A 26,850-nucleotide genomic window follows, 5' to 3' on the forward strand; every position below is an offset into this window, starting at 1 on the left:
GGGCCGGGCGAACGCGGACGGCTCGCCCAACTCACCTGTGACGGCTGTGAACTGACGGGGCGCCGACCCTTTGCGCGGCGCTGCGTAACGGTCCAGAATCGCTCCGTGACAGCGATCCAGGAGCACTCGGCGATAGCCAAGGTGTGGGACCAGCAGAGCGTCTGGTCGCGCAGCGCTGACCAGCTCAAGAAGTCGGTCGAGGGCGCTCGCACGGCGTCCCTCGCTCTCGGCATCGCGGCGGCCGTGCTGGGCACGGCGGCGGCCCAGGCCATGGGCTGGAGTCCCACCGTGGGCACGGTCCTTGCCTTCGCCGCCGCATGCGCCGCCGGCGCCGTGCCGGTCGTCGCCCAGCGGGGCGGCCCCGGCCGCCTCAACGACTGGACCCGGCTGCGAGCGGTCTCCGAGGCACTCAAGGCCGAGGTCTACACCTGCCTCGCGGGAGTCGGTCCCTACCGGGCGACGGCGGAGACCGGTGCCCTCCTCGCGGAACGGTCCCGCGCGTACCGGGGCGACGGCGGCGACCTGGTGCGCTACACGGCCGAGGTCACCGCCAAGGTCAGGCCGTTGCCGCCGGTGACGGACATCGACTCCTATGTCGAACACCGGCTGCGGCGGCAGATCGACTCCTACTACCGGCCCAAGGCCCGCTGGATGACCCGAAGGCTGCGTGTGGTCGGGTGGATCGAAGCCGTCCTCGGCGGAGTCGGCGCGGTGCTGGCGGCCGCCGCCGGTGCCTTCTCCATCGGCTGGCTCGCCGGCTGGGTCGCGGTCGCCGCCTCGGTCTCCGTGGCCGTGATCGCCCATGCCGTCGCACAGCGATACGCCTACCAACAGCTGGAGTTCATGCGCACCGCGGAAGAACTGGAGCGGCTGCTGGACCGCTGGGACGCCGATGCCGTCCGCACCCCCGAGCTCGCGGAGGCTCTGGTGGCGGAGTGCGAGCACGTCATCTCCATCCAGAACGAGGCATGGATGATCCGCTGGACCGTGGGCTGAGGCCCGTCCAGGAAAGCGCGCTCGTGGGGCGCCGGCCGCCGTGGCGGCCGAAGACGTGGCTCCGGATGGCCCGTTTCGCGGTGTCTGGGGTCTGTCCGAGTGGGGTACGACCTAGGATGCGTCGGCACGGGGGGTGCCTTGGACTACCCATATTTCTTTCTCAGTTACGCCAGGTCGGACGACCGCACGGCCTATGTCCGGCGGTTCTACGAAGACCTTCTGGGCGTGCTGGAGCTGCCCGGCACCGGTTCGCGCCGGCAGCCCGGCTTCCGGGACTCGGAGAGTCTGCATCTGGGGGCGGACTGGCTGCAGGGGCTGAGCCGGGCCATCGGTTCCTGCAGGACGCTGGTCGCCCTCTACTCACCGTCCTACTTCCGCAGCGAATACTGCGGCAAGGAGTGGAGCGCCTTCGCCGGAAGGCTTGCCCGCTATCGGGACGAGACCGATGTGTGGCCGCATGCCCTCGTACCGGTGATCTGGGAGCCGGTGCCGGCACGGCTGCTGCCGCAGGAGGTGCAGGCCATCCAGTACGCGGACCTGAGCATGGGCCGCACCTATCTCGAGCACGGTCTTCTCCACCTGATGCGGTCCGACCCGGAGAGCGCCGAGTACCGGCATGTGGTGCGGTCCATCGCCGAGAGGGTCCGGTCCGCGGCGGACCACTTCGCCCTCCCCTCGATGCCCGACAGTTTCGACATCTCGGCGGTCAAGGCATGCTTTCCGGTCGAGCTCGCCGACGACGACGGTTTCGAACGCAGCTACCTGGCCGCCGTTGCCGCCCGTCACGGCAGGGTCCACATCTTCGGCGCTGACGCGGGACAGGCGGCTGGGATGCCGCTGTCCGCGGTCTACGCCGAACTGACGGCCATCGGTCCGGAGGAGGACGGAGCGCGGGTTCCCGCGGAACAGCTCTTCGAGTCGGACCGCCGTCGTGTGATGCTGCGCGGTGCCCCGGGCTCAGGCAAGACGACCTTGCTGCAATGGTTGGCGGTCCACGCGCACGGACCGTACGTGCCCTTCCTGCTCCCCGTGCGGAAGCTCGTGCGCGACGGCGGCGCGCTGCCCGATCCCGCGCAGTTCCTCGACGCCGTCGGCTCGGTCGCCGCTGCCGAACCGCCCTCGGGATGGGCCGAACGGGTGCTGGCGGCAGGCCGGGGCATGCTGTTGGTCGACGGCCTCGACGAGGTGGACCAGGCGGAACGGGACGGCGTCCGGCTCTGGCTCGCGGACCTTCTCGCAGCGTATCCGGACACTCGGTGCGTCGTGACGTCCCGCCCGTCCGCGGTCCAGGAAGCGTGGCCGGCGGACATGGATTTCACCGAGTTCGCACTTGCTCCGCTGACCCTGGACGATGCCCGGCTGTTGATCAGCCGGTGGCACGATGCCACGTCCGAAAGCGCGCAGCGAGCACCTCTGGAGCCTCTCCTCGACGCTGTCACGAGCAAGGCGGAACTGCGCAGCCTGGTCACGAGCCCCCTGTTGTGCGGTCTGATCTGCGCACTCCACGACCAGCGCGGCGGATTGCTGCCGTCGGACCGCGCACACCTTTACGACGCGGCCCTGTCGATGCTGCTCGACCGAAGGGACCGGGAGCGGCGGATCCTTCGCCCGGACGCACTGGAACTCGACAGGGAATCGCACCAGGTGCTGCTGCAGAGCCTCGCGATCTGGCTGCAGCGCAACGGCCGGAGCGAACTCGACCGGCGTCAGGCCGTCGATCTCGTCCAACGAACCCTCCCCTCTCTCGCGCGCGTCGGTGCTCAGGGGGATGCCGAACAGGTCCTGCAGCATCTGCTGAACCGCAGCGGTGTCCTGCGTGAGTCCGCCCCGGACGGGATCGGCTTCCTGCACCGCTCGTTCCAGGACTATCTGGCCGCGCGGGAAGCCGTCGACACCGGCGCGCTCTCGGAACTGGTGGCCCGTGCCGACGACGACCAGTGGCACAACGTCGTCCGCCTGGCGCTCGGCCACGCCACGCGGCGTGACCGCTTCTCGATGTTCCAGGCCATCCTGAACCGTGGCGACCAGGAACCGGAGAACAGAACCCGTCTGTTGGTCCTGGCGGCAGTGTCGCTGACGGACATGGTGGAACTGGAACCGGCCGTACGCGGCGCGGTCGAGGAGCGGATCGGACAGCTCATTCCGCCCCGCACGGAAGACGAAGCGGCCGCGCTGGCCGAAGTGGGCCCCATCGTCCTGGAGTTGCTGCCGGGCCCCGAAGATCTCGACGCGGATCATCCCGCGCTGCCTCGGCTCATCCGCACGGCCGAGCTGATCGGCGGCAACGAGGCACAGGTCTACATCAGCCGGCTCGCGTCGCTCATGCCGTCATCGGTCCCCGACGACGGGCAGATCGGTCCCCGTTCCTCTCGGCCGTTCGCCGCGTCCGTCCTGGTGGACTCGTGGTCGGTCGAGAAGGGCACGCCGGCCCCCACCGTGCGAACCCTGGAGCTGACCGGCACGCAGGAGCGGGGTGAGATCGCCCGCCTGGGGAGCAGCGTGCAACGTGTGGTGTGCCGGGGCGACTTCACCGACTTCTCCGCATTCCGGTTGCTGCCGCTCGTGCACACGCTGGTGATCTCCGACAACCCGGCCCTGTCCCATCTCGGCAGCCTCACCGGCCTGCCGAGGCTGCGCACCCTCAGCGTGTCCGACTGCCCTCTCGCAGACCTGACGGCGCTGGCCGGCTCAGGGGTGATGTTCCTCGAGATCTCCCCGGTCCCCGAAGCGGACGTTCTCGCCGGACTGGCGTCCGCACCCCGGCTGCGACTGCTCTGTCTCCCGACGGCAGGCGGCCGCTTCGATCGGTCGGGCTGGAGGGGCAGGCTGCCGGGCGTGACCGTTCTGACGGGTGTCCGGATCACCCGGTGAGAGCAGTTGGCGCAGGGCAGAATGAGGGACGGGATCTCGCCGCCAGGGAGGGTCGTGTGCTGCAGTACGACAAGGAGTTCGACCCCGGGGCCGACGCCCAGGAGGCCGGGGGCGTGGAGGGTCCGGCCGACGGCGCCGCACGGTACGCGGCGGACGACGAGGTGTACGTCTTCGACGACGACGAGGTCGTACTGGCGGTGAACGTCGCGCTCAAGACGGGCCGTCCGCTGCTCCTGTTCGGGCCCCCGGGCTCGGGCAAGTCGTCGCTGGCTCCCAATGTCGCGCGGATCCTCGGCTGGGACTACCACGCGCATGTCGTGACCGCGAGGACCGAGCCCGAGGACCTGCTGTGGCGATTCGACGCGCTCAAGCGCCTCAATGACGCCCAGGCCAAGATGCTGGCTCCGAGCATCGAGCATTACTACACGCGGGGCCCTCTCTGGAGGGCGTTCGCCGCCGGTGACACCAAGCGCTCCGTCGTGCTGATCGACGAGATCGACAAGGCCGACCCCGACCTGCCCAACAGCCTTCTGGGGCCGCTCGGTTCCCTCTCGTTCCCCCTCCCCTGGGACGAGGAGCACGCCGTGTCGATCAGACCCGAGCGGGCCCCGCTCGTCGTCATCACCACCAACGACGAGCGCGAACTGCCCCGGCCCTTTCTGCGGCGCTGTATCGTCTTCGAGCTCGGTGCGCCGAGCACCGACCATCTTCTGAGGGTGGCCAGGTCCCATCTGGGAGAGCTGTACGAGGAGGAGCTCGCCGAGCAGGTCGCCGGTCACATCCTCTCGGTACGTGCCCGGCTGGAGGACTCCGCGGCCGGCCCCAGCACCGCCGAGTTCCTCGACGCGCTCAAGGCCAGCCAGCAACTGGGCGTCGTACCGGGCACACCGGAGTGGGAGACGCTGGAAGCGGTCACCCTGCGCAAGCGACGCGAGGGGCTGGAGCCCGCCAAATGAGTGCACGGGGAGAGGTGTGCCTCGGCGACCTCGTCCGTGCTCTGGCCGAACTGCGGCCGCGGGACCCGGCCACTGCGCTGCGCATGGCCGAAATGCTCGGCCAGCGGAGCAGGGACACCGTCAACCCGCGGCAAGGCCAGGGGAGTCCATCGGCCGATCCCCCGGCCGTCCGGCCGTCCGGCCCGTCGTCGGCCGGTGCGGACGATCCCGTGACGGCGTTCCCTGAAGCGGTCGTACTTCCGTCCAGAGCTGTGCCCAAAGCCTTGCCCGGGGAGGCGGGCAGGCTCACCGAGCGGTCGGTCGGCTTCTCCGTCACGTCTCTCGGCGGACTGCGGGGGGCGACGGCTTCGCCGCCGGAGGGCCATCAACCCGGCGAGGGTGCGGACCTCCTGCGACGCACCAGGGTGGCCGCCGAGCCGGCGCATGAGCCGCCGTGGAAGCCGGACTGGGCGCGAGGCATCATGTTCGCCACGGTCTCCACGTCCGTCGAGAGCCGCGAGCTCGACCAGTCGGCCCTCCTGCGGAAGGTCGCGCGAAGGGAGGCGCTGCGTGCCGTACCGCGCCGGCAGCGGCTCAGTACGCGGCGCGGCGCCCAGCTTCTGCTGGACCATGGTGCGGGCATGGCCCCGTTCCAGGACGACCGCACGTGGGTGCATGACCTGGTGGGAAGCATTGCCGGCCGGGACCGCGTCGAGGTGCTGCGGTTCCGGGGGACGCCTGGCAGGGGCGTCGTACGACGCGGCCCACTGGTGCGGGAGCGCTACCGGCCTCCGTTGCCGGGCACCCCGGTCGTCCTGTTCTCGGACCTCGGCCGTATGCGTCCGCCGTTCGCGGGCGTCTCCACTGCCGGTCCCGAGGAATGGCGGGCATTCATCGACGTGGTGCTTCACTCGGGGTGCCCGGTCGTGTGTCTGACGCCGTACGAGCCCGCCGACTACACAGCGGCGCTGCGCAGGAGAGTGGCGTTCATCCCGTTCGACCGGAGTATCTCGCTGCGACACGCCCGGCAGGCGACATCGGGCGTACGGCGATGGCTGGAGCGGCTGTGACCGCCGAGGGGGACATGCCGAGCAGGGGCATGGAGGAGTACATCGCCGATCTCGGCAAGATCCGGCCCGAACTCGTCGAACTCGCCGAGTGCCTCTCCCTGGCAGCCGGGGTGGAACGTGCCTTCCTGCGGCGGGCGAGGCTCCGCTTCCTGCCGCGGTCCACCGCGGGCCTCGAGGCGGAACTGTGGTTCTCGCCCCTGGTGGAGGCAGCCGGCGAGAAGACGCTGCTCCTTGACCCCGAAGCGGCGGCGGTGCTGCGGCGGATGCTTGCCCGCCGACCGTCCCGGCACGTCGAGGACGTAAGGGATTTCACGGCGGAAGCGCACCGGGACGCACCGCCGATGACCCGCTGGTTCGAGGAACTCCTGTGGGCGGATCTCTTCCCGTCGCCCGCCACGCGCCGAGAGGTCGTGCGCCATCTCGAGCGGGCGCTGGACGCGGTGACATCGACCGGTGATGCCGCCGACGACCTCGGACGCTGGGCGCTGCACTACCTGCCGCGGCTGCCTGCCGGGGTGCAGCGGCACGACGCCGCCTGGCGGATCCAGGTGGCTTCCTCGGAACGGCTCGGCCTGGAGCCGCCTCATGACCCCTTCGGCCGGCCGGCGACGTCCACGGCGGAGGCCAGGGGACTGGTGCAGCGCGATGTGCCGGTCGGAGTGTCGGCCCGGTCCGACGGCCTCGTGCTCAGCTTTCCGCCCGCCGACGAGTCCCGGCCCGTTCGCGCGGTCGGTGTGCGCAAGGTACGGCTCGCTGCGGCCAGCGCCCTCACACCGGTGCCGGCGGCGCCGCCCGTACGGCTTGAGCTGCACCGGAACCAGCAGATTCATCTGCCCTTCACGGTGGTGCAGCGCCTCCGTGACGACGGTGTGCCGACGCTGTCCATCTCGCACGCCGGGGCGGCCGTGGTGGCTGTCGCGGCCGGCGTACCCGCGGTGGCCGACGGCCGGCGGACGCGCTACGGGATGCTGCTGGAGGACGGGACGATCGTGCTGCATGCCGTGGACGGCACGGAGGTGCTGCGCATTCCCGCCGCGCCGGACGGCGCGCCGCGCAGCTCCCTGACGCTGTCGGCCGACGGTACCCATGTCGCCTGGGTGGAGCAGGGCAAGGTGGGGCAGTACCGGTTGACCCCCGGCGAGACGTCGGGAATCAGCCGTCCGGAAGGAGCCGAGGCCTGCCGTGTGCACTTTCCCGTCGAGGCGGGAGCGGGACTGGTGCAGGCCTACACCTCAGGCTCGGCGCTCCAGTTACGGCGGTCCGACACGAGCCTCTCGGAGGGCGGGACCTTCACGAACGAGCAGGCGACGACGGCGCGTGCGCTGTGGTGGACGCCCGGGGGGCGCCACCTCGCGCTCCTCGACGGATCGGGGAACCTGTGGCTTCACGGCGGGGCTCCCCTCGAAGGGCACGGGGGATCGGGGCAGCTGCTCCTTGCGCGCGACGTCACCGCGGTGACCGGCTCGCCGGACGGCCGGCTGATCGTCTGGGCCATGGCCGACGGCAGTGTGCAGTACGCGTCGGCCACCGCGGCCGGCATCGTGGCGCCGGTCGGCAGCGCTCCGTGGCAGGTGACCGGGCTGGCCGTGAGCGGGGACGGCCGGCAGGTCGCGGCGGCCGGAGGGGACGCGCGACTGCTGCTGTGGCCCATCGGACCTACCGCACATCCCCCGCGGGAGGTGCGGCTCGCGTTCCCCGCCTACGGGGTCTTCGCACTGGACACCGGAGAGTGGGCGGTCTCGGGCACCGGCGGTCCGGTGGAGTTGAGCACCGAGGACGGCAGACGCTATGTCATCACCCCGGACGTCGAGGCGCCGGCCGCCACCGACGGTGCGCCCGAGTGGATCCGTGGATGTGTCATGGCGCTTGCTCCTCAGGCGACGACCGGGACGGGGCTGCGCGAGCTGGCGGCGGGGATGGAGGGCACGGCCCGGTCCGGGGTGCGATGCCTTGTCGTGGGGCCTTTCCGCCTGTCGGCCGACGGCGGGACGCTCGAAGCGGGCGTGCCTGATTCCGGTGAGGCCACGGCGGCGCTCGCCGACCTGATCGGCGTGGCGCACCGGTACGGCGTGCACATCGTCATGGAACTGAACATGGACCGGGACCCGGACGTGACGGCCGCCAGGGTGCTCGACTCCGTACGCCGGTGGCTCGACCGGGATCTCGACGGAGTGCGTGTCGCGGACCGCTCCGTGGAACCGGGAGTCCTCGACGACCTGCGCCACCTCCTGGACGGCTACGGTGACCGAGTCCTGGTGGGGAGATCCGCAGCGCTCGCACCGCTCGCCGCGACCCGGGCGTTCGGCGACCCGGACGAAGCCGAAGCGGCCTGCCACGTGGTCCTGACATCGCTGGACGAGACCCTCGGCCGCGGCATCCGCAACCGGAACCTGGGAGCCTACGACCCCACCTCGTTCGGTCCGGACCTGACCAGAGCCCTGTCCTCCCTGCGCACGGCGCGTCCCGGTGCCCAGTGGGGATATGCGCCGGCGGCGGGCCTCGAAGGGGCGCAGCGGCAGCTTGCCGCCGCTGTGCTGCTCAGTCTGCCGGGTTGCCCCGTGCTCCCGCTGTCCCTGGTCGAAGAACCGGCCGTGGCCGTGTTGCTGCAACTGCGCCGCAACCACCTCGCGCTGTCCCGAGGCAGCGGACATGTCCTGCACTTCGTCGGACAGCCGATGGTTCTCGGCGTGCGGCGCACCCACGGCGACGAGACGATCGTGTGTCTCGTGAACGCGGGGTCGGAGACCGAGACGGTGACCATGAGCCTGAGCGATTTCGGCCGCAGAGGGGAGAGCGGACGCTTGCTCGATCTGCTCGACGGCACCGCGATCGACTGTTCCACGGACATGTCGGTGACGATTCCCACCGCCGGTGTCCGTTGGCTCCGGCTGCTGCCCGCCGCCCGTGCCCTCGGCCGTGAGGAGTAGCGGCGATGGTACGTCCCAGGCTCTTCCTCAGCCACAGCTCCCCGTGCACGCCCCAGCAGGGATGCACGTGCCGGCACCATCTCGATGCGCTGGAGGCGCATGTCAAGGAACTGGGCTGCGATCCCGTGGTCGACAAGCGGGTGCTGAGCGGAGGGAACGACTGGAACAGCGAGCTCCTGAAGGAGATCAAGCACTGCCACGGGATGATCATCCTGCTGTCCCCGCACGCCCTGAGCTCCTACCACGTGATGGAGGAGGCGATCGTCGCCGCGGCGGAGCGCGCCGGCAGTGACGAAGCCTTCCTGATCCTGCCGGTCACACTGCCGGGCGTGCGACGCAGCGAGCTTCCCGCGAGCATGCTCGGCAAGCAGAACCTCGGCCGGTTCGACATGATCGACTGGAAGACCGGGCCGGGAGTCCCGTCGGCGAAGATCGCCCGGACTCTCCGGCCCCTCGTGGAACGACTCGGCGGCCTGCCGTATCCCCAGGTGACAGATTTCATCGCCGGCCGTATCTCCGAGGTCTCCGACGCCGCGCTGGAACGCACCGCCGAGATCCTCGGCGTTGCCACGCTGGCCTACGCGCGTGATCATTCACGCTACGTCGTCGCGCAGGGTCTGCTGACGGAGCGACCGGTGCACAGGCTCGGTGAGAGCTGCGCCATGAGGCTGGCGCTGAAGAACTTCCTGCCGCAGGTGAGGACCAAGGAGCACCGCGAGGAGATAGTCGACCTTGTCGTCCCCTTCGCCCGTGTCCCGAAACAGGCGGCGGATCAACTGCGCCGTCTGGGATGTGCCCCGGGCGAGCGGGTGGCCTTTCTGCAGTCGGCGCTCAACGAAACCCCGGACATGTATGTACGCAGGGCGAGTGAGGTGCCCGAACCCTGGGTGCTGCGCAAGCCGGTGCCGCGGCAGGACGGGTCTGGATTCATCGACGGACTGATCGCCGAGATCCGGGACGTCCTGGCGTCGGAGGTCGCGATGGGCTTCGGATGCGACGAGGTGGAGATGCGCGAGCTGCTGTTGCAGCACGAGGAAGAATCCGGTCCCTTCACGATCGTGCTGCACCAGGCGCCGGACCCCGAGCTGATCCACCGTCTGCTCGGCGAGTTCCCCCGGCTGCTGTTCGTCTTCGCGCACCCGCAGGCGGGGGACGGCCGGCGGTCCGACCGGGCGATGTTCCTGGAGACGCTGACGCCGAGCCAGGAGAAGGACATGGTGATGACGCACCGGAAGTACCGGCGGTAGACGAAGGGGCCGCTGCGGGGGTGATCCGCGGGGCGCGCCGGCAGGATCGCATGCGGCTGCCCGCGGCCATGCTCCCTTGCGTGGCAGCCGGGCGTCCTGCGGGTGGCAAGGGTGGCCGGGACTGCTGCTCGCCCACCGTGACGTGGGGCCGGGGCGGGGGTTCCGCATGGGCAAGCGACCGCTTAGTATGCGGTCCAGTGAGTACCGCCTACGGTTTGTGGAGGCTCCGAAATGCAGGCATGGCGAGTGCACCGGAACGGCGAGCCGGGCGAGGTGATGGCGCTCGAAGAGGCGGACCGGCCCACGCCCGGCGAGGGGCAGACGCTGATCAAGGTCCGGGCCGCGAACATCAACTTCCCCGACGCGCTGCTGTGCCGCGGGCACTACCAGATCCGGCCGCCGCTGCCCTTCACCCCCGGGGTGGAGATCTGTGGCGAGACCGAGGACGGCCGGCGCGTCATCGCCAACCCGGCCCTGCCGCACGGCGGGCTCGCCGAGTACGTCGTTGCCGACCGGGCCGCGCTGCTGCCCGCACCCGAAGCACTCGACGACGCCGAGGCGGCAGCGCTGCACATCGGCTACCAGACCGGATGGTTCGGACTGCACCGCCGCGCCGGCCTCAAGGAGGGCGAGACGCTTCTCGTCCACGCGGCCGCCGGCGGCGTCGGGAGCGCCGCCGTACAGCTCGGCAAGGCCGCCGGAGCCACCGTGATCGGTGTCGTCGGCGGAGCGGAGAAGGCGGCCGTGGCCCGCGAACTCGGCTGCGACGTCGTCATCGACCGGCGCAGCGAGGACATCGTCGCCGCCGTGAAGGAGGCGACCGGAGGCCGCGGCGCCGACGTGGTCTACGACCCGGTGGGCGGCGACGCGTATGCCAAGTCGGCCAAGTGCGTGGCCTTCGAGGGCCGGATCGTGATCGTCGGCTTCGCCAGCGGTGACATCCCCGCGCCCGCTCTCAATCACGCCCTGGTCAAGAACTACTCGATCGTCGGGCTGCACTGGGGCCTGTACGCCGTCAAGGACCCGGCCTCGATCGTGCACTGCCACGAGACGCTGACCGAGTACGCGGCCAAGGGCCTGATCAAGCCTTTCATCAGCGAGCGCGTCGCCTTCACGGACGCCGCGAACGCCGTCCAGCGGGTGGCCGACGGCACGACCACCGGCCGCCTCGTCGTACTTCCCCCGGAGGTGACCCGATGACCGACGCCGCGGAACTGCGCACCCGCGCCCAGAAGTTGCTTGCCGCCCATCCGCCCGCCGAGACAGACCGGGGCGATTTCCTCAGGGCCCGCTTCGACGCAGGACTGGCCTGGGTGCACTATCCGCAGGGCCTCGGCGGCCTCGGCGCGCCGCGCGCCCTGCAGGCCGTCGTGGACTCCGAGCTGACCGCCGCGGGCGCGCCCGACAACGACCCGCGCCGGATCGGCATCGGGCTCGGCATGGCCGCCCCCACCATCCTCACGTACGGCTCCGAAGAGGCGAAGCAGCGCTTCCTGAGGCCCCTGTGGACCGGCGAGGAGGTGTGGTGCCAGCTGTTCAGTGAGCCCGGCGCCGGCTCCGACCTCGCGGCCCTCGGTACCCGGGCGGTACGCGACGGCGACGAGTGGGTCGTCAACGGGCAGAAGGTCTGGACCTCCAGCGCCCATGTCGCACGCTGGGCGATCCTCATCGCCCGCACCGACCCCGACCTGCCCAAGCACCAGGGCATCACGTACTTCATCTGCGACATGACCGACCCCGGTGTCGAGGTGCGCCCGCTGCGCCAGCTCACCGGCGAGGCGGAGTTCAACGAGGTCTTCCTCACCGACGTGCGCATTCCCGACGCGCACCGGCTCGGTGAGGTCGGCCAGGGCTGGAAGGTCGCCCAGACCACCCTGATGAACGAACGCGTCTCCATCGGCGGCATGCGCCTGCCGCGCGAGGGCGGCATGATCGGCCCGGTCGCGCAGACCTGGCGCGAGCGTCCCGAACTGCGCACCCATGACCTGCACCAGCGACTTCTGACCCTGTGGGTCGAGGCGGAGGTCTCCCGGCTCGCCGGTGAGCGGCTGCGCCAGCAGCTCGTCGCCGGTCAGCCCGGCCCCGAGGGCAGCGGAATGAAGCTCGCCTTCGCCCGTCTCAACCAGGAGATCAGCGGTCTGGAGGTCGAACTCCTCGGCGAGGAGGGGCTGTTGTACGACGACTGGACCATGCGCCGACCCGAACTCGTCGACTTCACCGGGCGTGAGGCCGGCTACCGGTATCTGCGCTCCAAGGGCAATTCCATCGAGGGCGGCACCAGCGAGGTGCTGCTGAACATCGTCGCGGAGCGCGTCCTCGGCCTGCCCGCCGAGCCACGCAGCGACAAGGACATCGCCTGGAAGGATCTCGCGCGATGACTGATCTGCTCTACTCCGAGGCCGAGAGCGACCTGCGGGCCGCCGTACGCTCCCTGCTCACCGCCCGTGCCGACCCGGCCGCCCTGGTCGCGGGCCGGGCCGAGAGCGGCACGCCGTACGACACGGAGCTGTGGAAGGCCCTGGCCGCCGAGGTCGGCGCGGCCGGTCTCCTGGTGCCCGAGAAACTGGGCGGCCAGGGAGCGAGCCACCGCGAGGCCGCCGTCGTGCTGGAGGAACTGGGCCGCAGCGTCGTCCCGGCGCCCTTTCTGACCAGCTCCGTGATCGCGACCGAGACGCTGCTCGCGCTCGACACCGAGACGGCCGAGGTCGCCGAGCTGCTCGGCGCGCTGGCCACCGGTCGCCGCACCGCCGTGCTCGCCGTGCCGCTCGCCGCCTCCTCGGAAGGCCCGCTGCCGTGGGGCGCCGATCGGACCAGTGGTGTCGCGGACGCGGTGAACGCCGATGTGTTCCTGGTGCTCAGGCCCGACGGCCTGTACGCGGTGGAGAGTTCACAGGTCACCGTGGAGCCGCAGATCGCGCTCGACCTGACCCGTCCGCTCGCGGCCGTCTCCACCGGCGCCGGCGGCACCCGCCTCGCGGACGCGGCGACCGGCGAGACCGCGGTACGCCGCGGTCTGCTCGCCGGAGCCGGACTGCTCGCCTCCGAGCAACTGGGTGTCGCCGAATGGTGCCTGGAGGAGACCGTCCGCCACACCCGTGAACGCCACCAGTTCAACCGGCCCATCGGCTCCTTCCAGGCGCTCAAGCACCGGATGGCGCAGCTGTGGCTCGAGGTCGTCTCGGCGCGGGCCGCCGCCCGGGCCGCCGCCGACGCGCTCGCCACCAGCAGCGCGGAGGCCGCGCTGCTGGTGTCCGTGGCGCAGGCGTACTGCTCCCGGGTCGCGGTGCACGCGGCCGAGGAGTGCGTGCAACTGCACGCCGGCATCGGCATGACCTGGGAGCACCCCGCGCATCTGTACCTCAAGCGCGCCAAGTCCGCCGAGATCACCCTGGGCACGCCCGGCCGGCACAAGGAGACACTGGCCGAACTCGTCGGTCTCCAGGCCCCGTAACCGCGCCGCACCGCGCCTTCACCACAGGCAAGGGCCGCCGCACCGCCCGACGGTGCGGCGGCCTTCGTGCGTCTCCGGGGCGCTGTGAGTTCACCACCACGTGACAGATGGCCGAACTCTGCACGTCCCCCTGCCGGTTGACGGCCGTCCCGGCGGATACTCGCCGATGTCCCTCCCGACCCACAGAGCCAGGAGGCATCATCGTGCTGACCAGCCGCCGCAGAGCCGTCACCGCTCTCACCGCCGCACTCGCAGGCGCCGTCGCCCTGCGTGCCCAGGCCGGAGCCGTGGAGCGAAGTGACCGCACCCCCCGTCCCAAGCCGCTGCGCCGGGCCCACGCCCACAACGACTATCTGCACCAAAGGCCCCTGTACGACGCCCTGTCGCACGGCTTCACCAGTGTCGAGGCCGACATCTTCCTGGTGAACGGGGACCTGCTCGTCGCCCACGAGCCGGCCCAGCTCGACCCCACCCGCACTCTGCGCTCTCTGTACCTCGACCCGCTGCTCGCCCGCGTGCGCGCCAACCACGGTTGCGTGCACCGGGGTTACCGCCACCCCGTCCAGTTGCTGATCGACATCAAGACCGACGGTGTCAACGCCTACCTGGAACTCGACCTCCAACTGCGCTCCTACCGGCAGATGCTGAGCCGGTACGCCCACGGGCACGTCCGCATGGGCGCCGTCACCCCTGTCGTCTCCGGCGACCGCGCGGCCCGGGTCCCCATGGAGGCCCAGTCCGTGCGGTACGCGTTCTACGACGGACGCCTCGATGATCTGGCCGCCGGAGAGCCGGCCCCCGCCTCCTTCATTCCGCTGATCTCCAGCAACTGGACGCAGAGCTTCAGCTGGCTCGGCACCGGCCCCTTTCCGGCCGCGGAGCGGGACAAGCTGCACGAGCTGGTCCGCACCGCCCACCACGGTGGCCGGCGCGTCCGCTTCTGGGCCACCCCCGATGTGCCGGGGTCGGCGCGCGACGCGCTGTGGCGGGAGCTGCTGGCCGCCGGCGTCGACCATCTGAACACGGACGACCTCGCCGGTCTGGAAAGCTTCCTGCGCGTCCACGACCGCTGAGCACAGTCACCCGTTCGGCGGACACGCCAGTCGGCCGTACGGGCCCTCGCCTACGCCACACTGGCCGCCGAATGCCGCATTCCCGGCGCGGCAAAGGAGGTTGGCGATGGCCATTTCGATCTCATTGGTGCTGTTCCTGCTGGTGCTCGCAGTGATCTTTCTGCGAAACGGCGGACTGAAGATGACTCATGCGGTGGTCTGCGCCCTGCTCGGCTTCTTCCTCGCCGGCACCAGCATGGCGCCGAGCATCCAGGAAGGCATCGCCGCCACCGCCAGCGTCGTCGGCAGCCTCAAGCCCTGACCTGACGTACGCAGGATGTCCAATTCGATCGACGGCTGGAGCAGAACATGCCTCTCAAGGGTGAGTACGAGCCGAGTACGGAGCAGTGGGTGCGTGACCAGGTCGAGCTGTACGAGAGCTCGGGCGGCACCGAGGGCACCACGATGCGGGGCATGCCCGTCATCGTGCTGACCACCCGCGGCGCCAAGAGCGGCAAGATCCGCAAGACCCCGCTCATGCGGGTGGAGCACGACGGACGTTATGCGGTCGTCGCCTCGCTCGGTGGCGCGCCGAAGCACCCCGTCTGGTACCACAACGTCGTCGCTGACCCGCATGTCGAACTTCAGGACGGTCCGGTGCGCCAGGACATGACCGCCCGCGAGGTGAGCGGGGACGAGAAGGCGCTGTGGTGGGAGCGCGCGGTTGCCGCGTTCCCCGACTACGCCGCCTATCAGGAGAAGACGGACCGTGAGATCCCCGTGTTCGTCCTGGAGCAGGCGTCGTCGTCGGCCTAGGCCCTGTCCGGGCGATCTTCGAGGATCAGCCCGCGGCGTCAGATGCGGTGCATCGCAGGGCGGAGGATCGCCCTCGTGCTGGACGTACTCGGGCGACTCCGACAACACAGCGAGGTGCCGTAGCTGTCGTCGCGGGCCCGACAAGATCGCCCGGACAGGGCCTAGTGACGGCCGGTTGCGCCACGCGTTCGTTGCGGGTCCACCGAAGCGTCCCCGGCCACGATCGGCCGGGGACACCCGGACGCTGGGGGAGCCGGCTCTTTCGTGCCGCCGCCGGTGACCGGCGCGCCTCGGCCCGGCCCTCGCCCGGGCGTCGTCGCAGCAGCGCCGTGGCCGTCCTGGGCCGCTGGTACTCCTCCAGTGCCGGTGCGCTCAGGTCCGTGCCGTGCCCCGACGATCCCCCTCGTGCGGGAGTCGGGGCTGCCGGCCGGCGCCGTGACAGCCATGGTCCGGCACCGTGTGGCTCGCGCATGACTGCCCGCATCATCGCAGTGCTGTGGCGAGATCCGGGAGGTAGCCGGCCAGGAAGCCCAGGTCCGTGGCGCGGGTGAAGCGGGGGTTGTCGCGGTGCTGGTGGAGGCGAGCCAGTGCCTTGCGGCCGAAGTAGCCGCCGCGCTCGTCGCCGGTGGGCCGCGTGGGCTCGCCGGCCCAGGCCGGGTCGGCGGCCACGAGAGGCACACAGCGTTCGAAGAGCTGGTGGCAGGTCTGCAGTCCGCGGCGCAGCACCACGTGGTACGGCTCGTCCGGGCCGATCGGATAGGAGTCGGCGGCCAGGGTGGGGCCGGTGTCGATGCCCTCGTCCACCTGGTGGAGTGTCGCGGCGAACTCCCGCTCGCCCTGCAGCATCGCATACACCAGAGCCACTTCGGGCAGTCCCCGATAGCCGGGCAGCGGGCCGTGGTGGATGTTCAGGACGCGCAGCCCGGTGGACAGCACCGGCGCCCGGAAGATCATCCGGTTGTTGAGCGACCACACCACTCCGTCCGTGCTGGCGGCGACCAGTTCGGCGGCGACTGAGTTGACGTCCGCAACGGCCAGAAAGCGAACGCCGGGCCGGGCAGCGGGTGCGCAGGAGGCGGGGCCGCAGACCAGATCCACGGGGAGGTTGCTGTCGAGCGTGTGCTGCACCGCACGCCAGAGCAGCGCGCCTTCTCCGACGAAGATCACGATGTGCTCCGCAGCGCCTCGACGGTCCCGACGACCCGGCCCAGCGTCAGATGCTCGCTCAGGGACCCGAGCCGGTCCACGAACTGCCGCTCAGAGGACTGCCCCAGCAGCTCTTCGCCGAGTGCGGCAAGCATCTCCAGAACGGCGAGCGAGTCGCCGCCCAACGCATGGAAGTCGGACGAGGCATCGAGGTCCGTGGCATCGCAGCGCAGGATGCGAGCCCAGATGTCCGCTGTCACCGCTGCGATGCCGGGTCCCGGACCGTCCCCGCCCGAAGGAGCATTCGGTCCCGCGGCGGAGAGCGAGTCGCCGCCCAACGCATGGAAGTCGGACGAGGCATCGAGGTCCGTGGCATCGCAGCGCAGGATGCGAGCCCAGATGTCCGCTGTCACCGCTGCGATGCCGGGTCCCGGACCGTCCCCGCCCGAAGGAGCATTCGGTCCCGCGGCGGAGGTTGCCGGGACGGTCGGCTGCTCCTGCTCCTGCTCTGCGACGGCGCCGCCGAACGGATTCGGCAGCGCGTTGCGGTCCGTCTTGCCGCTGGCCGTCTCCGGCAGTCGGGGCACCGCACGCACCACCGAGGGCACGAGATGGGAGGGCAACGACTGCTCCAGGTCCGCCCGCACGGCCGCCTCGTCGAAGGGGGCACCCTCGGCGGGAACCACGAAGGCGCACAACGCCTGCCCGCCGGTGTCGTGTCTGCTGCGGGCCACCACCGCGGCCTGCGCGACGGCCGGCAGAGCGGTGAGCGCCGCCTCGGCCTCGCCCGGCTCGACCCGGTGACCGCGGATCTTGACCTGGGAGTCGATCCGGCCCGCGTACTCCAACTGCCCGTCGGGCAGGCGGAGCACCAGGTCTCCGGTGCGGTAGGCGCGTCGGCCGTCCGGGAGATGGATGAACCGCTCGGCCGTCAGTTCGGGGCGGCCGAGGTAGCCGCGGGCCAGTTGAACGCCGGTCACATGGAGTTCGCCCAGCTCGCCGTCCGGGACCTCGTTCCCCCGCTCGTCCAGCACGTTCACGGAGGTGCGGTGCACCGGCACTCCGATCGGCGCGGACGGGCGATCGGCGATGCCGCCGACGACGGCGACCGTGCAGGCCACCGTCGCTTCCGTCGGACCGTAGATGTTGACGAACAGGCAGTCGGGTCCGAAGGACTCGTACGCTCGGAGAGCGGCTGCCGCGGTGAGGTTCTCACCGCCGACCTGCAGGGCCCGGACACCCGAAGGCCGGATGCCAAGGCGTGCGGCCAGGTCGAGGTGGGTCGGGGTCATCCCGAGGGTGTTGGCCGACCCCCCGGAGAACATCTCACGCAGCTTGAGGTGGTCGAGTTCGCCGGGCACGGGTACGACCGCCCCACCGTGCACCAGCGGCGGGAAGATCTGCATGATCGAGAGGTCGAAGCCGGGGGAGAAGGAGTACGCGGCCCGGGTCTCTTCGTCGCACCGCATGAACGGGGATATCCAGCCGACGACATTGACCAGGCTTCGGTGCTCGATCTGCACGCCCTTGGGCTTGCCGGTGGAACCCGAGGTGTAGATGACGTATGCCAGATCGTCCGGCCCGGGAGCGGCAGCCGTCAGGGCCGCCCGGTCGCGCTCGTCGACGGTCGCGTCGTCGCCTGCGACGTCCTCCAGGAGCACTGCCGTGCAGTGGCTGCTCTGTGCCGCCGCGCGGAAGTCCGCGTCCGTGAGACAGAAGCGCGCCTGCGCGTCGTGCAGCAACTCCTGGACCCGCCGCGCCGGATTGCGTATGTCGACGGGCAGGAAGGCCGCGCCCGCTTTCAGTACGCCCCAGACTCCGGCAAGGCCTGCTGCCGAGCGGTCCGCGAGGACACCGACGATCTCGCCGCGCCCCACTCCGCGGGCGAGCAGTGCGGTCGCGACGGCGTCGGAACGGCGGTCCAGGTCCTCGTACGACCATCGCAGCTGGTCGCAGAGCACGGCCGGTGCGTCCGGACGGCGGGCGGCCTGCGCCCGGAACAACTGCACCACGGTGGTGTGCAGGGAAGGCAGGCCGCCGGGGCCGGGTTCGAGCAGCAGCTCGGCCGCGCCCGGCTCCCGCGGCGGTGCCAGGGGCCGCGTGTACGGGGCCGGGGCGGCCGGGCCCGGCGCGGACAGCACGGACTCGACACGGTCCAGCAGCGCCTCGCAGCGCTCGCCGACGTCCGCGGGCCCGCGGGCGGAGACCACCAGTTCGGTGTGCTCGGGCAGTTCCAGCAGCGCGACGCTGACCGGAATCAGGGGCGCGTGCACCGGCAGGGCGTACGCGGTCGTCGCGGTGAACTCCGCTGTGCTGAAGTCCTCGAGGGCCAGCCGGCCCGAGTTCGACACGATGGCCGATGCCAGATAGCGGTGCCGTGCCGAGGCGGTGGCGCGTGAGGCGCGGACCAGTGCCGCGGCTGCGGGCAGGGGCAGGCGGGCCAGCGCCGCCTCCGCCCCGGCCGCCAGCTCCTGCCGGGAGGCCAGCGCGTCGAGCAACCGCCGGTGGACCGCATCCGGTTCCTGGCCTCCCGGGATGTCGAGGAACACCGGCAGGGCCAGGTTGGCCGTCGACGACACGCCGGGAGCGTGCCGCCGCAGATCCACCGGGATCATGATCCGGGCCGCGGAGCCCTGGACCGCGCCGGCCACCGTGGCCGCCACCTTCGCCGCCAGCGCCGCGTGCCGGCCCGGGATCGTTCGCCGCCGCCATACGGTGCCGTTCCCCGGGCGGCCGCCCAGCGGCGAGCGCTGGTCGAGCCCGAGGCGCAGCCGCCGCCCGGGCCGCCCCACCCTGTCCAGCAGCGCGTAGTCGGCCAGCACGTCGGCGGCGCCGTGCAGCGGTTCACCGCGCAGAGCGCGGAACACCTCGCCGGCCCACATGGCCGTGCCCTTGAGGTCCATCACGGCGTGCGAGGCGCGGAAGACGACCGTGCCCGGTTCGCCGGTGAGCAGCAGCACTTCGCAGCCCGGGCGGCCCTCCGACTCCGCCAGCGGCCCGGAGAGTTCCGGCATGCCTGTGAGCGTCGTGCGGTCCAATCCGCTTCCGTCGGCGACCACGATGCGGGCCGGGCGCCCACTGTCGACCCACGTCCTGCCGCGGCGGACCAGCCGTGAGCCCGGGCAGGACGCCGACGCCTCTGTCACGGCCCGGCTCAGGGCCAGGGCGTCGATCCGCCCCGAGCCCTCGACCACCAGCTGGAGCACCAGCAGCTCACCGAGCCGGCCGGCAGCCAGATAGGACCACTCGGTCGCCGAAACGGGACGGCGGAAGGCGGCCCGGCCGCGGGGAGCGCTCCCGGCACCGCTGCCCGTATCGACGTGCTGCGCGGTCATGACTACTTCACCTTCCTGATGAACTCGTTGACGCCGCCGATGCTGTCGATCCAGGCCTCCAGCCGGCCCATTCCCGTGTCGTGGTCCACCAGCGGCGCGGTCAGATCCCGCCGCGCCGCCGACGTGTCGTACGTCGCCGAACGGGTCATCAGGGCCAGCGAGTACCGGGAGAGCGGCGGCGAGGAGTGCTTGGCCAGCGGCGGAAGTTTCCAGACCATGTCGGCCGTGAAGGCGAGCGCGCGCAGCACGCCGTGCGAGACCTGCCGGGTGGGGGGCTTGCCGCCGAACCGTTCCGCGAGGAGGGCGAGCATGCTCCAGATCTCCACCGGCTTCTCGTCGGCGATGAAGTACGCCCGGCCGCCGACGCCGTCGGCCCGCGCCGCCCGCACACAGGCATCGGCGGCGTTCTCGCAGTAGCACAGCGAGGCGTACACCTGCCTGCCACCGGAGAGATCGGGCAGGCTGCCCGTCATCATCTTCGCGATCAGGCGCGGCATGAAGCCGGAGTGGTCACGCGGGCCCCACACGGCGCGCGGGCGCAGCGCGACGGTGGTGAAGTCCCCATGGTCCGCGGCCAGGACAAGGCGCTCCGCGGCGGCCTTGGTCTCGGAGTAGAGATTCAAGTGGCGTGCGGGGAACGGCTCGCTCTCGTCGATGTCGAGGCGGTCACCCCCGCGGACACCCATCAGCGCACTGGGACTGCTGATGAACACGAAGCGCCGTGCACCGGCTGCCCGGGCCGCCGACACGAGGCGTTCCGTACCCGCGACATTCTCGTCCCAGAACTGTGCCCGGGTGCCCCGGTCCGTGACCCGGGCCGCGCTGTGGTGCACGACATCGACGCCGTCCATCGCCCGTCGCACCGAGGCGACGTCGCGCAGATCCCCGTACGCGAACTCGACGCCGGGAACCGTGCGCAGATGGCTCAGATCGCTCTCTTGGCGCACCAGGACCCGCACGTCGTCGCCGGCGCGTACGCAGGCGTCGACAATGTGGCTGCCCAGGAACCCGGACGCACCCGTCACCAGTACCTTCACGCGGCGGCACCCTTCGTCCGGCGGCTGCGTCGGCGCCACCATGTCGCTCCGAACACCATCGTGAGTGCGGCCGTCGCCCATGGCCGTCGCCCGGTGGCCAGTTCCTGCTCCGCGCGCAGCGCGGACGGAATCTGGGCCGCGTGGACGACGACGCTCAGGAAGGCGTCGACCCACCACAGGGCGGTCAGTGCCGCATGCTCCCAGGGCAGCAGCGGCCAGAGCGCCAGGTAGGCCCAGCCGAGCAGCGGCACGGTGCTCACCGCCCGGTCGACGGCGGTCGGGCGGCGGCTTCCGGTCAGCCGGTCCTCGGCCCAGCCGGCGAGCAGCTCCCGGCGGATCTTGGCGTTGTGACGGATGTCCACGGGAAACGCGGGGTGCGGCAGGAAGTCCGAGATCGACTCGGTCGCCGGGTTGTTCGCACCCAGTGCGCGCAACTCGCTCTCGATCCGCGGCCAGTGTTGCCGCTCGGTGCCCGGCACGAGCTCCACACACAGCACCGGCCGTTGCGCGCCGTGCGGGCCGTAGCCCACCAGCGCCGCGCGCCTGACCTGCGGATGGGCGGCAAACACGCCTTCGCAGCGCACCGTGTGCAGGTCGCCGCCCGCTGCGCGGACGCGGTGGCTCTTGCGTCCGCAGAACCAGATGCGCCCCTGGCCGTCGATCCATCCGACGTCACCGGTGCGGTGCCAACGACGCTCGCCGTCCTGGATCTTGTGCTCGGCGTCGGCCTGGGGCGACTGGAAGTAGCGCGGGCTGACCGCCTGGCCGCTGACGACGATCTCGCCTATCTCACCGTCCGCCACCGGCAGTTCGGGCGTCCAGCCGGGGACCGGCCCGTCGCTGACCTCGATGGTGCGGACCGATGTGCCGGGTGCGGGCCTGCCCACACAGACACCCAGACCGTCGGCCGGGCCGTCGGCCGGGCCGGACAGCGCCTCCCGGCTCTCGATCAGTGCCATCGGCAGCGCCTCGGTCGCCCCGTAGGTACTGAACACACGTGCCTCGCCCGGCAGTACGGCACGCAGTGCGCCCATCAAATCGGGGCTCACCGGAGCACCGCCGGAGACGATCAGACGCAGCGACGGCACCGGGGTGCCCGCGGTGGCCAGATGGCCGGAGAGCGGACCCAGCAGGGCGGGGGAGGCGAACATGGCGTTCACGTCGAAGCGTTGGATCGCGTCGGTCAGCAGGGCGGGGTCGGCAGCGCCCACGCGGCCCATGTTCATCTTCGGCACGACCACCGTGCGGCCCGCCGCGAGGTCGAACACACCCATCAGCGGCAGGGTGAGCAGGGTGGTGGTCATGTCGGCGGTGAAGTGGCCGCTCTCGACGCCGTATGCCATTCCCCGCAGCATGCCGACGGTGATCTCGACCGGCTTGGCCGGGCCGGTACTGCCGGTGGTGTAGCCGATCAGCGCGAGGTCCTCCGGCCGGGACTTCAGCGGAGGCAGCTGCGGCAGACCTGCACCGAGGGCGGTCAGCTCCTCGAGACCGCTGCCGCTCCCACCCACCTTGATCACGCTCTGCACACCGGCGAAGGCACGCGGGCGCAGGCGCCGGAGGAGGTGCGCGGACGGTACGCCGATGAACGCGTGGACACCCACCCGGTGGATGCAGTCCAGCATGCGGCCGAGCCCCATGCCGGGATCGACCACCACCGGAACCGCGCCGATGTGCATCAAGGCGAAGACCAGGGTGAGCAGGTCGGCGCCAGGAGTCACCAGCAAGGCGGTACGGGTCCCGCGCCCGATGCCGTGCTCCTTGAGACCGGCGGCGCACGCGGTGACCTCGGCGGCGAACTCGGCATAGCCGACCGTGGTGTAGGCGGGCCGGCCCGCTGACTCCCGCCGCTCGTCCGGATGGATGACGGCCGGCTGGTCCGGAGTTCGGAAGGCGTGCCGGGCAAGCAGTTCGGGCAGGAACGCGCCCTGGCGCAGGCCGGTCGTGGTGCCGGGCATCAGAGCGCTGCTCCCGCGGTGCCGCGGGTCAGGTGGTAGAGCGAGGCTGCCGAACTCAGCCCCGCACCCACGGCGAGGAAGAGGAGCCGGTCACGGCCCGCCAGTCTGCCCGCGTCCTGAGCCTGCCGGAAGGCGTAGGTGAGTGCCGAGCTGTGCGGGTCGCCCTGGAGGCCTTCGACGGTGACGGCCGCATCGGACGCCAGCCCCAGGCGTTTGGCGAGGCCGGCGGCGAAGCCGGGCGACGGCTGGGAGGTGATCAGCAGTGTGCGGTCGAGGGCCGCCGCCGGCGCCTCGGCGGCGTCCGCTCCGTACTCGGCCGCCAGAGTGCCCCGTACCGAGTCGACCGCAAGATCGAGCATGCGCTCCAGTACGTCACTGTCGCGGTCGACAGTGACGTTACTGCGGCCCCCGGAGCCGACCTCGTACAGGGGCAGATACCCGTTCACGCCGTGCGCGCCCGGCAGCGACCGGTGGTGCACCCGGCCGAAGCCGCGGGCGTCGTCACTGCGTTCCAGCAGCAGTGCCGCACCCGAGGCGGCGTACGGGAACTCGGGGGTGCCTGCCCTTGCCGGGTCCGTCGAGGGGTGGGTGTCGGCCGAGACGACCAGTACCCGGCGGGTGCTGCCCGCTGCCAGCAGCGCACCGCCGGCCTGGACGGCGTTCAGGACGCCGCAGGCCCCGTTCATCAGGTCGAACGAGAACGCGGCCCGCCTGTCGGTGGCGTGGAGGTAGTCCAGGTTGATGCCGATGCGCTTCTGGATGAGCGCGGCGACGGACGGCTCGCAGATGTTGGAGTCGCGGTAGACGCCGACGTTGATCAGCACATCGACGTCCGCGGGCGTGAGACCCGCCTCTTGGAGGCAGGCGCTGCCGGCGGCCGCGGCGTATCCGATCGCGCTGCCGGCGTCACCTGCCGGGCTGACTGCGGTGGAAGTGATGACGGTGGCCATGTCATACCTCCAGCGAGGAGACGGTCGCGGACAGGAAACCGGTCACCACGCCCGAGGCGGCGGGCACGAGGAGGATCTTGGACCCCTTGGGTATCCGGCGTTCGGCGAGTGCCTGGTGCAGCACCAGGTAATGGGACGTGGTCGCGGTGTTGGCGAACTTCTCGAGGATCGACAACGACTGCGGCATCGGCGATTCGAAGATGTTCTCGCCCACGTGGTTCATGAAATCGATGAACCGGCTGCCGACCTGGTGCTGGACGACGAAGTCGTACCCCTCTTCGGCGAATCGGCGGCCGTCTTCGGCCAGTTTGTCGCGGTGGAAGGTCGGCCACAGCGCGAGGCGGTCCTCGGCGTGCATCATCTTGTTGTTGGTGTACATGGCCAGATCGCCGGTGTCGTCGCTGGGCATGCCCAGGCACAGATGCGAGTACTCAGAGCAAGTCATCAGTTCGATGTCGTGAATGACGTCGGCGTCGTCGGTGGCGCGGTCGACGACCACGGCGACGGCCGAATCGCCGACGGACAGAGACGCGAACTGAGGGTCCCTGCTGTCTTCCATCTCGCGCGCGGCGGTGAAGGCGATCGGGGTGATGTGCTCGCCACTGAGCACAAGACCGCTGCGCACCTCACCGGACCGGATCATCCGGTCCAGCAGATAGACCCCTGTCATCATGCCCGCGCAGGCATTGGACACGTCGAAGTGAATGGCACGGCTCGCGCCGAGCTCCTGGGCGATGCGATGGGCGAACGACGGCTCGAACTGCTGGCGCCGGCCGTCCGTCGTGCGGCTGATGGAGCAGGAGATCACGATGTCGATCTCGTCGGCGGTGTAGCGCGATCGGTCCAGGCAGTCGCGGGCTGCCGAGACTGCCATCGTCAGGCAGTCCTCCGGGAGTTCGGCGGTGTCGTCCGCGACACGGCGCTCGGCCATTCCCGTGATTTTGAAGAGGTCGACTTCCGGAACCTTCTCCATGTGTGCGAGGAGTTCCGGAGTACTCATGACCGCCGAGGGGAGATACGCCCCGATGGACTCTAAGCGACTGCTGTGCACAAACCTCTCCCGAATATTCCTTGTTCACGCGGCGCACCGACCCCGGTGAAGGTGAGCAGGTGTCAGGCAACTTCTATCTGCGCCGTGTTCTTGGGCGGTGAAGGCCTCAATACGTTCTGGTTTCACCGCTTCGCGCCGGCCTGGTCCCGCTTCGGGGAAACCCGGATTTCGGGTGGGCGCTGCCGCTCGATGACGTTAGCGCACCCGCCAGTTGGGTCTCGCGCTGCGAGGCTGTGATGATCACCACTCGTCGCTCACCAAGGGTCGCTGTGTGTGAGGAAGGCGCCAGCGGCCGATCACGGCGACCGATCGGGCACGCGCCCTGCCCAACTCCCGGACGTCCGGGCTCGATTGCGGCACAGGGTGCCGGGCCCTGGCATGCGCGGCTGCCGGGGCCTTTCACGGTCAGGCTCCCGTCGTCGAGCCGGGGCGGATGATCATCAGGACGGTCACCACCGCCCACAGCAGGTTGAACATGCCTGTGAACATGGCCAGCCGCACCGTGTGGCTCGGCTGAACCGGGACGGCTGCCCCGTCCAGCTGTTCCAGCAGGGCTTCCTGGCGGGGCAGGACCAGCAGGCCCAGCACACCCGCCGCGGCTGCGGTCAGCACGATGGAGACGATCAGCCACGTGTCGCCGAGAACACCAAGGCCGGCGGCGGTGGCGAAGCCGAACACCGGCACGGCCAGACCGATGCCGCCGTAGACGCGGCAGATGCGGTGCAGAAGACGGACCGTTCCCAGCGACGCGGCATGGTGCCCGGCGGCCTGGGCGCGGCGGGCGGCCGGCGGAAACATGCTGGCGGCAACCGTCACCGGTCCGACGGCGATGATCGCGGCCAGGACGTGGAGGGAGAGGAAGAACTTCGTCATCGCAGGGCGCCGCCGGGCTCAGGATCCGTGGAGGTGACGCGCTCGCCACTGACCCTGCTGCCGGGCAGCCGGCCGGCCTTGGCCTTGCCGCCGAGCCGGTCTCCGTCGACGGTGAGGCTGAAGACGAGATGTAGTCGCATGGGCTTGGTGATCGACTGGCGGTAGGTCACCGTGTCGCCTCGGACGGTGATGTCGGTCAGCGGGACCTCTTCTCCGGACCGGACGTCCTCGGCGGTGCCGTGCCAGGCGCCGTCGGGCTGCGCGGTCAGCTGCACGCGGGCCTGCTGCTTGCCCAGCGGTGTGTCAATGGTCAGGTTCCAGTTGCCTTCGGCAGTCATGGTGCGGGGGTTCTTTCGGTAGCGGGAGGTCAGAAGGTGAGAGCGGGGGCGGCGCCACGGGTGGACCAGACGGTGCCGCGGCGCTCGTGCTCGAAGAGCTTCTCCACGCTGCGCGCGATCTGTGGGCCGACCTCGCGCTCCAGGACGTAGAGCGCGACGTCCAGGCCCGAGGTCACGCCGCCGCCGGTGATCAGGTTGCCGTCGTCGACGATGCGGGCATCGACGGCGATGGTGCCGGTGGCGTCGAGCACGTCGAGTCCCAGACGGTTCGTGGTGGCGGGCCGGCCCTCGGTGAGCCCGGCCATGGCGAGGATCAGCGAGCCGCCGCAGACGGTGGCGACGAGTGTGTCCACGCGCTCGAGCGCCTCCTTGGCCAGGCGCGGCAGATCCGTCTCCAGACTGCGGCCGAGGATGACCGTGATGGCGGTCGCCTGCTTCTCCTCGCTCAGTTCCCCGGGGCTGCGCACGTCGCCGGCGGCGCCCGGCAGAACGATGACATCCGCCCGCTCGGGGTCCAGGAGGGCGGTGGCCTTCAGACTCAGCGGCGGGAGGCCGCTGGGCACGTCACGCGCCCCCTCCGCGGAGACGAGCTCCACCCGCACGGCACCCTCGGTGAGCATCCCCGCGGAGTGAAGGACCTCGTAGGGGGCGATGACATCCAGTGGGTCGAAGCCGTCGAACAGAACGAACTGGGCGAGCATCCGCAGGGTCTCCTTCGTCGCGATCGGGCGTTGCCACGCCAACGCTAGGAGGACGATCAACGAGTTCCCATGGGCATTGATGACAACTTCCCACGG

At 70.8% G+C, this 26,850-nt stretch carries 21 protein-coding genes; 12 read left to right on the top strand and 9 right to left on the bottom strand.

All coding sequences use genetic code 11. The features are described 5' to 3' along the window. The first annotated feature begins 105 nt into the window (after positions 1-105). From ABZ208_RS05370 to ABZ208_RS05425, 12 genes are all read left to right on the top strand, one after another. On the top strand, positions 106-996 hold the full coding sequence (locus ABZ208_RS05370; RefSeq protein ID WP_356908245.1) for a DUF4231 domain-containing protein: 891 nt from the start codon (positions 106-108) through the stop codon (positions 994-996). Positions 997-1,134: 138 nt separating this feature from the next. Continuing rightward, a complete protein-coding gene (locus ABZ208_RS05375; protein WP_356908246.1) occupies positions 1,135-3,867 on the top strand; it encodes a TIR-like protein FxsC in 2,733 nt (910 codons plus the stop codon). Between the two features lie 56 nt (positions 3,868-3,923). Next, entirely contained in the window at positions 3,924-4,823 is a 900-nt protein-coding gene (locus tag ABZ208_RS05380; protein WP_356908247.1) for a MoxR family ATPase, read from the top strand. Beyond that, entirely contained in the window at positions 4,820-5,872 is a 1,053-nt protein-coding gene (locus ABZ208_RS05385; RefSeq protein WP_356908248.1) for a hypothetical protein, read from the top strand. The genes ABZ208_RS05380 and ABZ208_RS05385 overlap by 4 nt, the downstream gene beginning before the upstream one ends. Beyond that, positions 5,869-8,799 (top strand): hypothetical protein, encoded by a 2,931-nt coding sequence (locus ABZ208_RS05390; protein ID WP_356908249.1) that lies wholly within the window; start codon positions 5,869-5,871, stop codon positions 8,797-8,799. The genes ABZ208_RS05385 and ABZ208_RS05390 overlap by 4 nt, the downstream gene beginning before the upstream one ends. Positions 8,800-8,804: 5 nt before the next feature. Continuing rightward, complete coding sequence (locus tag ABZ208_RS05395) at positions 8,805-10,046, top strand: toll/interleukin-1 receptor domain-containing protein (RefSeq protein WP_356908250.1); 1,242 nt, start codon at positions 8,805-8,807, stop codon at positions 10,044-10,046. Between the two features lie 231 nt (positions 10,047-10,277). After that, positions 10,278-11,246, top strand: a complete 969-nt coding sequence (locus ABZ208_RS05400; RefSeq protein ID WP_356908251.1) for an NADPH:quinone oxidoreductase family protein — start codon at positions 10,278-10,280, stop codon at positions 11,244-11,246. Beyond that, entirely contained in the window at positions 11,243-12,424 is a 1,182-nt protein-coding gene (locus tag ABZ208_RS05405) for an acyl-CoA dehydrogenase family protein (RefSeq protein WP_356908252.1), read from the top strand. The genes ABZ208_RS05400 and ABZ208_RS05405 overlap by 4 nt, the downstream gene beginning before the upstream one ends. Next, positions 12,421-13,497, top strand: a complete 1,077-nt coding sequence (locus ABZ208_RS05410; RefSeq protein WP_356908253.1) for an acyl-CoA dehydrogenase family protein — start codon at positions 12,421-12,423, stop codon at positions 13,495-13,497. The genes ABZ208_RS05405 and ABZ208_RS05410 overlap by 4 nt, the downstream gene beginning before the upstream one ends. A gap of 200 nt (positions 13,498-13,697) precedes the next feature. Next, positions 13,698-14,570, top strand: coding sequence for a phosphatidylinositol-specific phospholipase C/glycerophosphodiester phosphodiesterase family protein (locus ABZ208_RS05415; RefSeq protein ID WP_356908338.1), 873 nt, complete (start codon positions 13,698-13,700; stop codon positions 14,568-14,570). 106 nt (positions 14,571-14,676) lie between these two features. Beyond that, positions 14,677-14,871, top strand: a complete 195-nt coding sequence (locus ABZ208_RS05420; protein ID WP_328392960.1) for a hypothetical protein — start codon at positions 14,677-14,679, stop codon at positions 14,869-14,871. Positions 14,872-14,918: 47 nt separating this feature from the next. Then, the gene (locus ABZ208_RS05425; protein WP_356908254.1) at positions 14,919-15,365 is read left to right on the top strand and encodes a nitroreductase family deazaflavin-dependent oxidoreductase; all 447 of its coding nucleotides are present in this window, start codon (positions 14,919-14,921) and stop codon (positions 15,363-15,365) included. A 483-nt stretch (positions 15,366-15,848) separates the two neighbouring features. Here the strand turns inward: ABZ208_RS05425 and ABZ208_RS05430 are convergent, their stop codons facing one another. The 9 genes from ABZ208_RS05430 to ABZ208_RS05470 form a co-directional block, all read right to left on the bottom strand. Next, positions 15,849-16,532: a formyltransferase family protein gene (locus ABZ208_RS05430; protein WP_356908255.1), complete on the bottom strand. Its 684-nt coding sequence runs from the start codon at positions 16,530-16,532 to the stop codon at positions 15,849-15,851. Next, on the bottom strand, positions 16,529-19,846 hold the full coding sequence (locus ABZ208_RS05435; protein ID WP_356908256.1) for an amino acid adenylation domain-containing protein: 3,318 nt from the start codon (positions 19,844-19,846) through the stop codon (positions 16,529-16,531). The genes ABZ208_RS05430 and ABZ208_RS05435 overlap by 4 nt, the downstream gene beginning before the upstream one ends. A gap of 2 nt (positions 19,847-19,848) precedes the next feature. Beyond that, entirely contained in the window at positions 19,849-20,883 is a 1,035-nt protein-coding gene (locus tag ABZ208_RS05440) for an NAD-dependent epimerase/dehydratase family protein (protein ID WP_356908257.1), read from the bottom strand. Beyond that, complete coding sequence (locus tag ABZ208_RS05445) at positions 20,880-22,841, bottom strand: fatty acid CoA ligase family protein (protein WP_356908258.1); 1,962 nt, start codon at positions 22,839-22,841, stop codon at positions 20,880-20,882. Before ABZ208_RS05445 ends, ABZ208_RS05440 begins: the two co-directional genes overlap by 4 nt. Continuing rightward, positions 22,841-23,791 carry a hypothetical protein gene (locus tag ABZ208_RS05450; RefSeq protein ID WP_356908259.1) on the bottom strand — a complete coding sequence of 317 codons (951 nt, stop codon included), beginning with the start codon at positions 23,789-23,791 and terminating at the stop codon, positions 22,841-22,843. The genes ABZ208_RS05445 and ABZ208_RS05450 overlap by 1 nt, the downstream gene beginning before the upstream one ends. 1 nt (position 23,792) lies before the next feature. Beyond that, positions 23,793-24,791 carry a 3-oxoacyl-[acyl-carrier-protein] synthase III C-terminal domain-containing protein gene (locus tag ABZ208_RS05455; protein ID WP_356908260.1) on the bottom strand — a complete coding sequence of 333 codons (999 nt, stop codon included), beginning with the start codon at positions 24,789-24,791 and terminating at the stop codon, positions 23,793-23,795. A 456-nt stretch (positions 24,792-25,247) separates the two neighbouring features. Further along, positions 25,248-25,715 (bottom strand): DUF2269 family protein, encoded by a 468-nt coding sequence (locus ABZ208_RS05460; RefSeq protein WP_356908261.1) that lies wholly within the window; start codon positions 25,713-25,715, stop codon positions 25,248-25,250. After that, the gene (locus ABZ208_RS05465) at positions 25,712-26,053 is read right to left on the bottom strand and encodes a hypothetical protein (RefSeq protein ID WP_356908262.1); all 342 of its coding nucleotides are present in this window, start codon (positions 26,051-26,053) and stop codon (positions 25,712-25,714) included. The genes ABZ208_RS05460 and ABZ208_RS05465 overlap by 4 nt, the downstream gene beginning before the upstream one ends. A 29-nt stretch (positions 26,054-26,082) precedes the next feature. Next, positions 26,083-26,754 carry a DJ-1/PfpI family protein gene (locus tag ABZ208_RS05470; RefSeq protein WP_356908263.1) on the bottom strand — a complete coding sequence of 224 codons (672 nt, stop codon included), beginning with the start codon at positions 26,752-26,754 and terminating at the stop codon, positions 26,083-26,085. Positions 26,755-26,850: the final 96 nt, after the last annotated feature.

It is taken from the genome of Streptomyces sp. NPDC006208 (genome assembly GCF_040613775.1).
In the GTDB taxonomy this organism is placed as follows: Bacteria; Actinomycetota; Actinomycetes; order Streptomycetales; family Streptomycetaceae; genus Streptomyces.